At 66.9% G+C, this 13,687-nt stretch carries 11 protein-coding genes; 5 read left to right on the plus strand and 6 right to left on the minus strand.

Going from position 1 to position 13,687, the window contains the following annotated elements; genetic code table 11:
* Positions 1 to 17 precede the first annotated feature (17 nt).
* The 3 genes from E3T19_RS02400 to E3T19_RS02410 all read right to left on the minus strand — a co-directional run bounded on the left by E3T19_RS02400 (position 18) and on the right by E3T19_RS02410 (position 2,125).
* Entirely contained in the window at positions 18 to 290 is a 273-nt protein-coding gene (locus tag E3T19_RS02400) for a PTS sugar transporter subunit IIB (protein WP_088456877.1), read from the minus strand.
* Between the two features lie 58 nt (positions 291 to 348).
* Positions 349 to 810 (minus strand): PTS sugar transporter subunit IIA, encoded by a 462-nt coding sequence (locus E3T19_RS02405; RefSeq protein ID WP_134408011.1) that lies wholly within the window; start codon positions 808 to 810, stop codon positions 349 to 351.
* 139 nt (positions 811 to 949) lie between these two features.
* Positions 950 to 2,125, minus strand: coding sequence for an ROK family protein (locus tag E3T19_RS02410; RefSeq protein WP_103461722.1), 1,176 nt, complete (start codon positions 2,123 to 2,125; stop codon positions 950 to 952).
* A gap of 96 nt (positions 2,126 to 2,221) precedes the next feature.
* On the opposite strand from E3T19_RS02410, the gene tkt reads away from it, so the two are divergent.
* Positions 2,222 to 4,303 carry a transketolase gene (gene tkt / locus E3T19_RS02415; RefSeq protein ID WP_134408012.1) on the plus strand — a complete coding sequence of 694 codons (2,082 nt, stop codon included), beginning with the start codon at positions 2,222 to 2,224 and terminating at the stop codon, positions 4,301 to 4,303.
* An 11-nt stretch (positions 4,304 to 4,314) separates the two neighbouring features.
* Positions 4,315 to 5,010 carry a deoxyribose-phosphate aldolase gene (gene deoC / locus E3T19_RS02420; RefSeq protein ID WP_134408013.1) on the plus strand — a complete coding sequence of 232 codons (696 nt, stop codon included), beginning with the start codon at positions 4,315 to 4,317 and terminating at the stop codon, positions 5,008 to 5,010.
* Between the two features lie 166 nt (positions 5,011 to 5,176).
* Here the strand turns inward: deoC and E3T19_RS02425 are convergent, their stop codons facing one another.
* From E3T19_RS02425 to E3T19_RS02435, 3 genes are all read right to left on the minus strand, one after another.
* On the minus strand, positions 5,177 to 6,577 hold the full coding sequence (locus E3T19_RS02425; protein ID WP_241979951.1) for a DUF1524 domain-containing protein: 1,401 nt from the start codon (positions 6,575 to 6,577) through the stop codon (positions 5,177 to 5,179).
* Positions 6,578 to 6,882: 305 nt separating this feature from the next.
* Entirely contained in the window at positions 6,883 to 7,380 is a 498-nt protein-coding gene (locus E3T19_RS02430; protein WP_134408015.1) for a hypothetical protein, read from the minus strand.
* Between the two features lie 250 nt (positions 7,381 to 7,630).
* Complete coding sequence (locus E3T19_RS02435) at positions 7,631 to 9,193, minus strand: DUF4041 domain-containing protein (RefSeq protein ID WP_241979952.1); 1,563 nt, start codon at positions 9,191 to 9,193, stop codon at positions 7,631 to 7,633.
* Positions 9,194 to 9,535: 342 nt separating this feature from the next.
* On the opposite strand from E3T19_RS02435, the gene E3T19_RS02440 reads away from it, so the two are divergent.
* From E3T19_RS02440 to E3T19_RS02450, 3 genes are all read left to right on the plus strand, one after another.
* Positions 9,536 to 11,632, plus strand: coding sequence for a nuclease-related domain-containing DEAD/DEAH box helicase (locus E3T19_RS02440; protein ID WP_134408016.1), 2,097 nt, complete (start codon positions 9,536 to 9,538; stop codon positions 11,630 to 11,632).
* Between the two features lie 212 nt (positions 11,633 to 11,844).
* Positions 11,845 to 12,537, plus strand: coding sequence for a nuclease-related domain-containing protein (locus E3T19_RS02445; protein WP_241979954.1), 693 nt, complete (start codon positions 11,845 to 11,847; stop codon positions 12,535 to 12,537).
* Between the two features lie 100 nt (positions 12,538 to 12,637).
* Entirely contained in the window at positions 12,638 to 13,594 is a 957-nt protein-coding gene (locus tag E3T19_RS02450; RefSeq protein WP_134408017.1) for an NYN domain-containing protein, read from the plus strand.
* Positions 13,595 to 13,687: the final 93 nt, after the last annotated feature.

Genomic DNA, 13,687 nt, shown 5'->3' on the forward strand with positions numbered 1-13,687 from the left:
AGGGAAGGTGAAGGGGGTTACTCGACGGCGGCGGTGAGCTTCTCGGTGATCTCCTCGAGATCGAAGAAGTTCTTGATGATGATGACCTCGGCGGGCACATCGCCGAGTTCTTCGGCCAGCTCCTCCGAGGTGAGCACGATCTCGGCCGTCTGCGCGGCGCCGCGAGCCACACCCATGTCGGCGGCCTCAACATCCGCATCGATGCCGAGCTTGGCGAGAACCTTCTCGGCGTTCATTTTCAGGAGCACTGACGTTCCAATGCCCATTCCACAGACGGCGACGATCTTCATGGGGTGCCTTTCGATTGGGTGAGACGAGAGAGTGAAAAGGGGATGCGTGGGGGCCGCGTTACGCAGCAGCGGCGGCGAGTTCGCCGAGCACGGCGCGCACCTCGTCGGAGGAGGTGGCGGTGCGCAACCGTTCCATGGCCGCGCTGTCGGAGAGCACCCCGGCCAGGGCGCGCATCACCTGCAGGTGAGCGTCGTGGTCCACGGCGGCCAGGCCAATCACGACGGTGACGGGGTCGTTGGCCTTGTTGCCGAATTCCACCGGGGTGGCCAGGCTCACCCAGCTGAGTCCACCGATGAGCACCGCGGGCGACGGCCGGGAGTGCGCCAGGGCGATGCCCGGGGCGATGACGATGTAGGGGCCGTGCTTCTCGACGGCGTCGATCATCTCGTCGGTGTAGGCAGCCGTGGTGGCACCACCGGAGACCAGACCCGCGCCCGCCAGACGAATCGCGTCGCGCCAGTCAGAGGCATCCGCCTGGGTCTGAATCGACGACAGCGCTTCGGCGAGGTTGAATGCCACGGGTGAACTCCTTTGTTGGGTGCGAGCCGTCTCAACCTGCGAGAGCGACTGGGAAGACTGTATAAGCCTAGGCGACCTTTTGTCTACAAGTGCACCAAAGTTTATTCAGATGCCGTCCCTAGCCCTCGGGAGTCGGCGCCTACGCGCGGAGCGACACGCCGCTGCCGCCGGCGCGGGTGAGCCGGCTGATGCGGTCGGCTTCGAAGAGGGCGTCCTGCGCGATGAGGGAGGCCCCGGTGACCCCGGCGATGTGTCCAAGCCGGGTTTTCTCCACCACCAGGCCCTGCAGAGCGAAGTCCCGGGCACCGGCGAAGATGGCCTCCCGGATGGGACCGAGGAACGGCTCACCGGCCTGGGCCAGGTTGCCGCCGATCACCACGGCTTGCGGGTTGAGTAGCCCCACCACGTGGGCCAGGCTCCGCCCGATGGCGGTGCCGGTCTCGCCGAGCAGCCGCAGCACCTCGGCGTCGCCGGCCAGCGCGAGGCCCACGATGTCATTGCTGGTGCGCACGCTCCGGCCCTGGGCCAGCAGCTCTTGGCGCATCACCGCGCCGCTGGCGATCGTCTCGAGGCGCTGCATCCGTGCGCCGCCGGCGCCCACCGCACTGAGGTCGCCGGCACCCCCGCGCGAGCCGTGGTAAATCGAGCCGTCGAGCACAAACGCGAGCCCCACGCCGATGCCGGCCTTGAGCACCGCCACGTCACGGTAGGAGCTCCACGCGCGCCGCACCTCGGCGAGCGCCATGATGTTCACGTCGCGGTCTACCGCGAAGACGGCGTGTTCGTAGCGGCCGGCGAAGTAATCCTTCACCAGCACGCCCTCCCACTGGGCGTAGACCTGCGGGGTGGCGAGCCTGCCGGTGACGAAGTCGACCGGGCCGGGCACGCCCACGCCGATACCCACCACGTCGGCGCGGGTCTTGCCGAGCCTGTCGAGCATGTGGTCGAAAACCTGGCCGGCCCACTCGAAGATCTCCGCCGGGCCTTCGCTCAGCCCGATGTCGGCCTCGTCCTCGCTGAGGATGGTGGAGACCAGGTCGGTGATGGCCAGTCGGGTGTGCGAGCCGCCGATGTCCACGGCCAGCAGCAGCCCGGCGTTCGGGTTCACCGCGAACTCCTCCGGCGGGCGGCCGCCGCGGGAATCGAGCTGCCCCACGCTCACCACGATCTCGGCGAGCAACAACTCGTCGAGCCGCCGGGCCAGGGTGATGCGCGACCAGCCGAGCTGGTCGATCAGGTCGCTGCGGGTGGTGGCCCGGCCGGAGCGGATCAAGCCCAGCACCACACCCGAACCGGTGGAGAGAGTGTGCGCCATCGAATTCCCGTTCCTTCCGAAGAACCGGACTGCGCGCTGACACGGCAGCCAAACCCCTTGTTGACTTAAGTACATTTGTATACCAAAGTGTCTCGCATGGCTACCGAAACGAAGAAATCCCCGTCAACGACGACGCACACCGAGCTCGACGCCCGAGCCGTGGCGAGCGCCCAAGCCTTGGCCGCCCACGTGGTACAGGCCAAAGGTCACGGACACGGCGGCACCGCCATGGCATTGGCACCAGTGTCCCACGTGTTGTTCTCCCGGGTCCTGCGCCACTCCCCCGCCCAGGCCGACTGGCCCGCCCGAGACCGGTTCGTTCTTTCCGCCGGTCACGCCAGTCTTTTGCTCTACACCCAGCTGTTCCTCACCGGCTACGGGCTCACCCTCGACGACCTCGCCAAGAGCCGCACGCTGGGCTCAAAGACCCCGGGCCACCCCGAGGTGCACCACACCGTGGGCGTGGAGATGAGCACCGGACCGCTCGGCCAGGGCGTCGCATCCGCCGTGGGCATGGCCATGGCCGCCCGGCACGAGAGCGCCGTGTTCACCCCCGGCTCCGCGCTGCTCGACCACACCACCTGGGTGCTCGCCGGCGACGGCTGCTTGCAGGAGGGCGTCTCCGGTGAGGCGTCGAGCCTGGCCGGCACTTTGGGCCTCGACAACCTGGTGCTGATCTGGGACGACAACGGCATCACCATCGACTCCAACACCGACGCGACCTTCGCCGAAGACGTGCGCGCCCGCTACCGGGCCTACGGATGGCGGGTGCTCGAGATCGACACCCCCAACGACCTCGACGCCCTCGAGGCCACCCTGCGCGAGGCCGCCGAGCGAACCGGCAAGCCAACCCTGGTGGCCCTCCGCACCGTGATCGGCGCCCCGTCGGCCAAGTTCGGCGGCACATCCGCCGCGCACTCCGGCGGCTTCGGCACCGACGAGCTCGCCCTCGTGAAAACTTCGCTGGGCTTCGCCCCCGACGCTCCCCTGCACGACCTCGTCGCTCCCGAGACACTCGAGCACACCCGCCGCGCGCTGGCCCGCGGCGAGCGGATGCACACCGCCTGGGAGGCCGACCTCGCCGCCTGGGCCACCCGGGAGCCCGAGGCCGCGGCGCGTTGGCAGGCCTTCCGCGGCGGCGAATTCTCCACCGCCGCCCTCGACACGGTGAAGCTGGGCGAGCCCGGCGACACCATCGCCACCCGCAAGACCAACGGCGCCGTGCTCCGCGCCCTGCAGGGTCAGGCCCCGCTCTGGGGCGGCTCGGCCGACCTGGCCGGCTCCACCACCGTAGAGGTGGACGGCGACAGGTTCTCCGCCGCCAACCCGGCCGGTGAGTTCATCAGGTTCGGCATCCGCGAGCACGCCATGGCCGCCATCCTCAGCGGCATCGCCCTGCAGGGCCCGTGGCGCCCGTTCGCCTCCACCTACCTGGTGTTCAGCGACTACATGCGCCCGAGCATCCGCCTGGCCGCCCTGATGGGGCTCGGCGCGGTGTACGTGTACACCCACGACTCCGTCGCCGTGGGCGAAGACGGCCCCACCCACCAGCCGGTGGAGCAGATCGCGTCGCTGCGCACAGTCCCCGGGCTTGACGTGGTGCGCCCCGCCGACTCCGTGGAGGTCGTCGCCGCCTGGCGCCGCATCCTCGCCTCCTCCGACCGCCCGGTCGCGCTGATTCTCAGCCGGCAAGACCTGCCAGTGCTGGCGAGCACCGACACCACGGTCGCCGGGGTGACCGCCGGCGGCTACGTGCGATGGCACCACGGCGACGGAGCCGACCTGGCGATCCTGGCCACCGGCAGCGAGGTGCACCTGGCCATCGACGCCGCCACCCAGCTCGCCGAGCAGGGCGTCAACGCTCGGGTGGTCTCGATGCCCTGTGTCGAGTGGTTCGCCGAGCAGAGCGCCGACTACCGCGAGTCGGTGCTGCCCGCAGCCCTCCGCGCCCGGGTTGCCGTGGAGGCCGGTCGCGGCGACGCCTGGTACCGCTGGGTGGGCCTGGACGGCCGCGTGGTCTCGGTCGAGCAGTTCGGCGAATCGGGCAGCGGCCCCGAGGTGCTCCGCCTGCGCGGCATCCACCTCGACGCGGTCATCGCCGCCGCGCACACCACCCTCACCACCGCGGCCGGCGACCCCGCCACAGCACACGGCACCCCCGAACTCGTCACCAACTAAGGACGCACCCCATGACTTTCCTCTCCCCCGACGCCGCCGCGGTGGCCCGCATGATCGACCACACCCTACTCAAGCCCGAGGCTACCGCCGCCGATGTGACCGCCCTCATCGCCGAGGCCATAGAGCTGGGCACCTACTCGGTCTGCGTCTCCCCCTCGATGCTGCCGCTAACCATCCCCGCCGGCGCCGACCTCAAGGTCGCCGTCGTCTGCGGCTTCCCCAGCGGCAAGCACCACAGCAGCATCAAGGCCGCCGAGGCCGCCCTCGCCGTCGCCCAGGGCGCCGACGAGATCGACATGGTCATCGACATCGGCGCCGCCAAGGCCGGCCGTTTCGCCGACGTGCAGGCCGACATCGCGGCGGTGCGCGCCAGCGTCCCGGCCCCGAAGGTGCTCAAGGTGATCATCGAATCCGCGGCGCTGACGGATGCCGAGATCGTCGCCGTCTGCGAGGCCGCCGTGGCCGCCGGCGCCGACTTCGTCAAGACCTCCACCGGCTTCCACCCCGCCGGCGGTGCCACCGTGCACGCCGTGCGCCTGATGAAGCAGACCGTGGGCGACCGAGCTCAGGTGAAGGCGTCGGGCGGGGTTCGCAGTTACGATGACGCCCTCGCCATGATTGACGCCGGTGCGACTCGACTAGGCGTCTCGGGCAGCGCGGCACTAGTCTCCGGCGCCGTCCCGGCCGGATCTGCCAGCAGCTACTAAATCGGATGGCAATAGGAGTGACCCCGCAGCGCTGGTCGCTGCGGGGCCACTCACGTGCGCCCGAAAACTAGACGGCCACCATTTCAGCCTCCAGCACGGAGTGGGCGCAGAGGCGGTCAGGCATTTATTCTTGGCGGGATGACGGGCGATGCCCGCGGCCAGGCGCTTAGGTGTCGCAGCCGATCCCGTCTTTGTCCCGGTCCAGCTTGGTGCTGTAGCCCGGTGTTCCCTCGTAGATCGGTGCGGCACCCGCGGCGCGCACGGCATCACAATTGGCGTAGGAGACCTCGGGTGCTGGCGCCGGCGCCGGCGCTACGGGTGCCGGCTCCACCGGTGCGGGTTCAGGATCCGGCTCCACCACCGGCTCCGGCTCCGGCTCCGGAGCAGGTTCGGGGGCCACAACCGGCGCCGGTGCCGGCACCGGCGCGAAGGACGACGTGACCGCCATTTCGCCGGTGCAAGTGCTGAGAACCTTCGCCATCACGTCGTGCTCGGCCTGGGTGACCCACAGGCCATAGGTGGCTTTCACCGACACCTGGCGGGCGACGTAGCTGCAGCGGAACGACTTGTTCGACGGCAGCCAGGTGGCGGTGTCGCCATCACCCTTCTGGGCGTTGGAACGGCCGTCAACGGCGAGCAGATTGATCGGGTCGTTGGCCAGGGACACACGCTGGGCCTGGGTCAGCAGTTGTGCGCCGGTCTGCCACGCATTGGAGAGCGCGACAACGTGGTCGATCTGCACGAGCGAAGAGGTGTCCTGGCCACGCACGAAGGCGATCTTGCCGGCGGTGAACGGGGAGGTCAAAGTCCCCGTGACCACCTTGCACACCCCCGACTTCTTGATCTCGGTGAGGTCTCGGGTAAGGATGTCGTTTCGGGTGTCGCAGCCATTGCGGTCCACGTCGAGCCAGGCCGCACCGAACTGCACTTTGCGGTCATATCCCGTTTTCGCGGCCTTGCCCTTGACCGCCACGGTGGCCAGCAGCGTGAGTGCTGTCGTGTTCGTCACGCCAGTGTCTGCGACAACGACCGAAGCACCCTCATCGGGCGCCACCGCTGATGCAGGCGCGTCGGCCGACTCAGCGGTGAAAGATGGGGCGGGCGTCGGGGTGGGGGTGGGCTTTCTGCTGGGAGCGGCGGTCGGCGTCGTGCTGGCTGTCGGTGTCGACTCGGCGCTCACCAAGTCAGGCTCATCGAGAGCAGCGCCGGTGGCTCCGCCGAGCAGGCCCGCGATGAGGCTGGCGCCCAGGGTGATCGCCGCGATCTTGCGCGTCGGAATCGATGCCCACGAGCGCCGGCCGGTGATGACCACGTACAGTGCGGTGAAGAAGCCGACACTGCCGAGGACGGCGAGGACGCCCGGGAATCCGCCCGTAGTGGCCGCTGACCACAGCAGCAGAACGAGGACACCGCCAACGATCCAGGTGCTCCGAGTCGGCTTGAACCAGCCGAACTGTCGCCCAGCCTTCTGGCCGCTGGGAACGGGCGCGAGGTGCTCGGTCCACAGTGCGCCGTCCCACCAGCGCTGCTTGCCGGACCCGTCGTCGTACCACCCGGGCGGTGTCACGCCATCAGTGCCCACGGGTTTCGGGGTTTCATTCGACGCGGGCATTGAGTCCTCTCGGGGCAGCCGAAATGGCCGCGTGACGTCAGCGATCACGTCAGCGGGTTGCCGAGGGATGCCGGGGGCTGTCGCGGTGACGAATCAATGCGCGGCGGGCTTCGATAGTTCCGTCAATCCCCAATTGACGAGCCTTCCTTGACCTTATCGACTCGGGTGCGCCCGGCCCGGGCGATCGGTGCCGCGCGCGACCCCAGACCAGGGGCAATTTTCGACCATCTTGGTAGACCGCGTCTGCGCGAGCTATGCGGCTAAGCAGCTGCGAAAGCTGCAGCCCCGGGGAGGACATCGGAGAGGCGCGGATTCGCGGCCTGAAGGCGCTGGACGTCTACGGTCAAGGCGAGCCTGAGCTCATTCAAATCTATCCAGTAGTTGACGGGCCTGTTGGCTGATTTCTCCATGTAGAGATTGCAGCTCATCACCATCCTTTGAAGGGGTCCACTGCACTTGCTCGATGGAGTCACAAGCGCGGACGCCCGCAGTATCTCGTCGCGCATCATACCTACGGACCTGCCCGCTCGCGCGTAGTCGCCATTCCAGTCAGCGGTGTCCACGGACTGGAGAATCCTGGGATCGGACACGACCAAAGCTCGGCGTGCTGACAGGAATATGATCACGCTATTCACGATCGAATCCTCATTGCGTTGCTCATCGCGGGATCGGAACCACGACGCTGACATCAGCGCCAGGGCTGCACCCAAGAACGTTCCGAAAGCTGTAATGAGAATCTGCACCAGTATGCCGTCCATGGTGATGACAATATCGACTTTAGTCCGGCCTCAATTCGCTGGTCTCGCGTGCGTCACACGCGATTGCCGTCTCTTTCCGGCTCGGAGATTCGGACACCTGTCAAAGTGGGTCTACTCCCACGGTCGCGAATCGTGCGCACGGATGCCGCGAGGTCGCCGGACCACACTGAATCCGACACCTCCAACCGATGGCCAATCCACCCAGAAGCGCCTCCCCACTGCTAGCGCATCCGCGTCCCGCCACCACTCCCTATGCGCTGGGAGACAGCACAACGCTGCTCCGGAACTCGGCCGCTTCCGGTTCGACCGTGTACTCAAGCACCTCGACACGATGCGCATTGAGGACCTCGAGCACCTCGGCGGGAGTTGCACGGAAGTACTCGCGGCGGAGGTTCACTCGGTTGAGGCGCCGGTCTGCAAAATGCTGGTGGAGCATAGCTTCGACCGCGAGTGCGTTGTCGGCGAAAAACAGTGCGTGCACATCGAACCGGAACGGGACAGACGCGTCGCCGAGTTCGTGGACGCGATCCATCGGCACGAGCCGGCGGGTCATCCCGATCTTCACGACCTCGGGTCCGAACGATCCGATGTTGCTGATCACGTAGACGTAGCCAGCCTTTATGTTCGCGGCCCGATAGTCGACGTTTTCGATGGCGCGATCGACGTCGGCCAGCTGAGCGCGCATCCGCTCAGCGCCTTCGGCGTCGCCGTTTTCGATGAGGGTAGCCAGCACGTTCGCATAGTGGGAACGCTCCTTTTCGAGCTTCTCCTTCTCGCGCGCCAGTTCCTGCTCCGCCTGCTTCTGCTGGCGCAGTTCCTCCCGGCGTTCACGCTCAAGCTCCTTCTCCACCTGCAGCGCCTGCAGGTGCCGACTGGCGAACTCCAGCTCACGCAGACGCAGACGGTGATAGTACGGAGTGATGTGCAGGTCGATCATCCCGCCAAGACGTTCGACTTGGTCAACTGTCGTGCCGAGTCGCTTCTGGGCCGTGGCGAGATTGCCGGCGCGCACTGACTTTAGGCAGTTCTCCGCCTCCGCGTTGTAGGAGCGGAGCATCAGCTTCGACATATCGCGCACGAACTTGCCGCCCTTGGCCGTGCTGTTGTTGAAGGTGAAGCCAGTGGTTGCCGTCGTCGCCTGCCCCTCGCGAACCGCCTGTTTGATCTGGGTGCGTAAGGACTCCAGTTCCGTGGCGAGGGAAACTGAAGACTCAGCGGGGTGCTCATTGTCGTAGAGGCCGAACTCTTGCAAGAGGACCGAGTCGCGAAGGTTGACGATCTCAGCGGCCACGGATGCTCGCTCAGCCGCCGCAGCGAATTTCGCGGCCTGCGTGTTGCGGAGCTCCTGCTCGGCTTCGGCGATCTGACGGGCAAGATCCTGCTCTGTCGCCGTTATCTTTCGAGCCAGGTCCTGCTCGGTGGCGGCCACGTGCAGCGCGAGATCCTCTCGCGCGGTCGCGATCTCCAGCTTTAGGTCTTCCGTCATCGCTTCCAGCTCGGCGATCTCGCGAAGGCCGTGCTTATCCAGCAGCGCCTGCAGGCGCCGGTTTTCCTCCTGCGCGTCGCGGGCCACCTTCCGCGCGCCGAAAAATGACACCTTGGCGGGGACGACCGGCCCGGCGCTCTCGGCCGTCGCGGCCGTCGTTGATTCAACCCTTGCATCCGGTGTCGGCGAGGACATCGGGTCAACTGTCTGCTGTCCGTTTGAATACACATGCTCAGTCCATCCGGAACCATCCCAATACCGCCGCTCATGGCGGCCGATCGGGTCCGCATACCAGTCGGCAGGTGGCTGCCCGGTCGTCATGGTCATCTGTCTTCTCCCCTGAGATTCACTCGTGATGCCGCGGACTCGCCGGCGCCCACCGCATCGGCAACATGTCGATAGGGCCGGAATCGTCGCCGAGGTCAGTCGAGACGCGACCCGCGGCGAGTTCCTGTTTGCGGACAACAACCGCCGAGAATTCTCGCCCGATCGGCCGCTCCAGAGCCATCCTTTCATCCTCGGGCGGAGCGCCCGGCCCGTAGCATCCCCCCTTTTCGGGGCTGACCTTCCATGCCGTCAGGGCAGCTCCCGTCGAACCTTGTGAGGATCCGCGTCTGCCCGTCGCAGACCTGCCGATAAGCTCAGCCCATATCTAGGTTCGGGGGACGGATGTCGGCAGGCGGATCGGCGTGGAGCGAGGCCACACGCCAACTGGCCCTCTCGGAAGCGCATGCGCAGGCCGCAGAGTCCTCGAGGGCGAAGGCGGCGAACTACTTCGCCGCCGCCGATAGCGAGAAGCGCATCGCCCACGTGCTTGCTCCCCTGGCCGCAGCCGGCTACCACTTCCTACCCGACCGCCAGTGGCCCGGCAGCCGTCGCGCTCAGGTCGACATGGTCGTCGTCGGTCCCGGCGGCCTGTTCATCGTGGACACCAAAGCGTGGAAGGATCCGGTCATCGCCGCCGGCCGGGTGTTTCGCGGCCAGGCCGACGTCACCGACGAATTCGACGGCCTGGCCGACCTTGCCTGGAAGACCGAGGCCGCGCTGGCCGAGATCGGCCTCGCCCCGGGCGAGGTACGCCCCGTGGTCGTCTTCGCCGGACACAAGGGCGTCAACGCGTCAGTCGGCGGGGTCGAGATCGTCGGCGAAGGCGACATCGTGCGCCACATCGCCCGCCGCGGGCAGCGCCTCACCGCCTCCGCCGTCGAGCTGGTCTTGGCCGCCGCGATCAAGCACTTCCCGCTGATCGGCGCGCCGGCCCCGCTCGACGTCACCCTACCCGAACCGATCATCGGCCCGGAACCCGTCCTCGATCTGGACCACCTACCTACAGAGAGCGACATCGAAGCCGCCATCCTCGAGGGGCTCCTCGCCCCGCCGATCGAGGAGTGGATGACCTTCCTGCACCCCGACCAGGCCAAGTTGGTGCGCCGCAGTTTCAACGGTCCCTCCCGCATCCGTGGGGCGGCCGGGACCGGCAAGACCGTCGTGGGGCTGCACCGCGCGGCCTACCTGGCCCGGTCGCAGGCGGATGCGCGCGTGCTGGTGACCACCTTCGTGCGCACCCTGCCCGACGTGCTCAGCAATCTGCTCGGGCGCATGGCGCCGGATGTCGCCGACCGGGTGGAGTTCACCGGTGTACACCAGTTCGCCCGCAAGGTGCTCGACCAGCGCGGCATCGACGTGCAGGTGAAGCCCAAGTTGGCCGATCAGGCCTTCGAGGAGGCCTGGAAGGCGACCTCCGGGCCGCTCGTTACCATCGACACGAACTCCCGCTACTGGCGGGAGGAGCTCGACCACGTGATCAAGGGCCGTGGCCTCACCACCTTCGAGGAGTACGCCGACTGCGCCCGCATCGGCCGGCGCCGCCGCCTCACCCTCGACCAGCGCCGCTCGGTATGGGCGCTCTACCAGCGCTACGAATCGTTCCTGCGCACCCGCGAGGTGCACGACTTCGCCGACCTGATCCTGCTCGCCGAAGCGGCCCTGCGTGCCACACCGATGGTCGGGTACACCGCCGTCATCGTCGACGAGGCCCAGGACCTGTCCTGCGCGATGATCCGCATGCTTGCCTCCGTTGCCGGCGACGGGGCGGATGCGTTCACCCTGATCGGCGACGGCCAACAGACCATCTACCCCGGCGGATACACCCTCGCCGAGGCGGGCCTCTCCGTCGCCGGCCGCGGCGTGATCATGGACGTCAACTACCGCAACACCGCGGAAATCCTCGCCCTGGCATCCCACGTGGTCGGCGATGCCAGCTACGTCGACATCGAAGGCGCCAGCACCAACGCCACCGCGATCACCTCGCCACGCCACGGTGATCGCCCCCTCTTCGCCCGGGCCCGCACACGAACCGACCACGACGGAAAACTCATCCAGCAGATTCGCCGGGCTACGCAGAGCATGAGCGTGGGCTGGGGCGACGTGGGCGTGCTCTGCTCCACCACCTGGCAGGTGCGCGACGCGGTCATGCTGCTCCGCACCGCGGGCATCCCGGTCATCGCACTCACCGATTACGACGGCTCGTCCACGGATGCCGTAAAGGTCGGCACCATCAAGCGGGCCAAGGGTCTGGAGTTCAAGCAGGTGCTTCTGCCCTGGGTCGCGGAACAATTGATGTCCCCCGGCGTCGCTGACCAAGAGTGGTCCGATTCCCAGATCGAACGCGACGAGCGCGACCGCCGCGAACTGTTCGTGGGCATAACGCGGTCCCGCGACGGAGTGTGGGTCGGCTGCATCGCGGCGCAGGGGGCAACGGCGTGAGCGACGAAGCGACGCCACCGCCAAACAGAATGCGGCTGCGCTACGCAGGACGATGCCGAGCCTGTGGATACGCACTTCCCGCCGGGACCGTGGCAATGTACGAGCGAGAGTCCAAGACCGTTACCTGCGTGGAATGCCCGCCCCACTCGACCCCGGCCGCGCCGGTGGCCGCCAGCCCGGTGGTAGTTCCGTCGCCCGAGGCGCTCACTGTCGTGGAGCTGGAACAAGGAACAGAACAATTCGAGGTCTTCACGGGCACCGCCGGCGCCTCCGCCAGGCGAGAACACGAGCGTCTCAGAGAGAAGCGCGCCACGAGGATCCGCGACAAGCACCCGCACCTGGGGAACCTGATACTCGCGCTGTCCGATGATCCGCAGAGCACTCAAGCCTGGGCTATCGGAGCGCGCGGAGAGGAAGACCTCGGCCAAAGCCTCGATGCGCTCAGCGGACATGGCGTTCGCGTTCTGCACGACCGTCGCATCCCGCGTTCCAAAGCGAACATCGATCACATCGCCGTGACTGCAGCGGGGGTCTTCGTTATTGACGCCAAGAAGTATCAAGGTCGTCCGAGCCTGAGAGTTGAAGGTGGACTGTTCAGCCCCCGAACAGAGAAACTTATGGTCGGATCGCGGGACCGCACTAAGCAGGTCGCCGGTGTGCAGAAGCAGGTCAGTCTCGTGAGGTCCGCGCTTAGAGACGCGGGCTGGGAAGAGATTCCCGTGCACGGAATGCTGTGTTTCGTTGGCGCCGACTGGCCCCTCATCGGTGGCGCTTTCGTCATCGGTGGAGTGCGCGTCGTGTGGCCCAAGAAGGCCATCGAGAACCTCCTGAAGCCCGGAACGCTGACCGAGCAGACCGCGCGATTCGTTCATGGCCTGCTTGCGGCTTCGTTCCTACCCGCTTAGTCGGGTGCAGAGCTATCGCGAAAACGGCCCTTCTCGATTCAATCTCCTATTCACGTCCCGACGGGATGGACGCGACACCCCCAGTAAAGAGGAACACCGGATGGCCGAGCAGTCAGAAGATCAGGTTGGGGTCTATCTGGACTTCGACAACATCGTCATCTCCCGCTACAACCAGTTGCACGGCACCAATCAGTTCGCCAAAGACAAAGCGCGCCACCATACCAACGGCAACGCCAAGGCCGACCCGGCGGTCACCGCACGCATCCAACTGGCCATGATCGATGTCGGCGCCGTGCTCGACTACGCATCGTCGTTTGGCGCCATCGTCATCAGCCGCGCCTACGCCGACTGGTCGGCCGCGGTCAACGCGCGCTACCAGCGGCAACTTACCGACCGCGCCGTCGATCTGATTCAGCTCTTTCCCACGGTGGCATCGCTCAAGAACGGGGCGGACATCCGCCTGGCCATCGACGTCATGGAAGATTCCTTCCGGTCTGCCGACCTCAGCCACATCGTCATCGTCGCCGGCGACTCGGACTACATCCCGCTCGCCCAGCGATGTAAGAGACTCGGCCGTTACGTCATCGGCATCGGAGTATCCGGGGCCACCAGCACCGCGCTGGCCGCGGCCTGCCACGAGTTCGCCGACTATGACTCCCTGCCGGGCGTGGTGAGCGCGGCACAGCTCACCGAGCCTGCTATCAAGACAACGGATCCGCCGGCAGCGGCATCTGCGGTGTCGAACGTTGTGCCAACGATCGCTGAAGAACCAGAGGGTCCCGAAGCAAGCGCGCCCGCAAACCCGGCCGTCAGCCCGGCCGCGCGCAAGGCCGCGACCGCCTTGCTGGTGAGGGCGATGGACCTGCTGGCGAACAACGATCAGGAGTGGCAACACGCCTCGGCTCTTAAGCTGCAGATGAGACGCATGGACCCGTCTTTTCAGGAACGAACTCTGGGATTCCGCCAATTTTCGGACTTTCTGAAATCGCGCCACGCGGTCGTCGAGCTCGAGAGGAAGAGCCCAACCGGTCCTGTTTTGCTCCGCCTGCGGTCCTGACCGCGCCAGCATCCGCGGTCACCGCCTGGCCCCGGCTCTGGTCTGGGGCATCGTCACGGGGATGCACCTGCTAAGCCTCACCCCCTGTAAAGC

The sequence above is a fragment of the Cryobacterium sp. TMT4-31 genome, from assembly GCF_004403385.1.
Lineage (GTDB): Bacteria > Actinomycetota > Actinomycetes > Actinomycetales > Microbacteriaceae > Cryobacterium > Cryobacterium zongtaii.

What these genes read in the sequence shown, in the direction of transcription:
- deoC (WP_134408013.1), top strand. Translation starts at nt 4,315, where the DNA reads ATGACTTTCCTCTCCCCCGACGCCGCCGCGGTGGCCCGCATGATCGAC.
- E3T19_RS02410 (WP_103461722.1), bottom strand. Translation starts at nt 2,125, where the DNA reads ATGGCGCACACTCTCTCCACCGGTTCGGGTGTGGTGCTGGGCTTGATC.
- E3T19_RS02400 (WP_088456877.1), bottom strand. Translation starts at nt 290, where the DNA reads ATGAAGATCGTCGCCGTCTGTGGAATGGGCATTGGAACGTCAGTGCTC.
- E3T19_RS02450 (WP_134408017.1), top strand. Translation starts at nt 12,638, where the DNA reads ATGGCCGAGCAGTCAGAAGATCAGGTTGGGGTCTATCTGGACTTCGAC.
- tkt (WP_134408012.1), top strand. Translation starts at nt 2,222, where the DNA reads ATGGCTACCGAAACGAAGAAATCCCCGTCAACGACGACGCACACCGAG.
- E3T19_RS02440 (WP_134408016.1), top strand. Translation starts at nt 9,536, where the DNA reads ATGTCGGCAGGCGGATCGGCGTGGAGCGAGGCCACACGCCAACTGGCC.
- E3T19_RS02435 (WP_241979952.1), bottom strand. Translation starts at nt 9,193, where the DNA reads ATGACCATGACGACCGGGCAGCCACCTGCCGACTGGTATGCGGACCCG.
- E3T19_RS02430 (WP_134408015.1), bottom strand. Translation starts at nt 7,380, where the DNA reads ATGGACGGCATACTGGTGCAGATTCTCATTACAGCTTTCGGAACGTTC.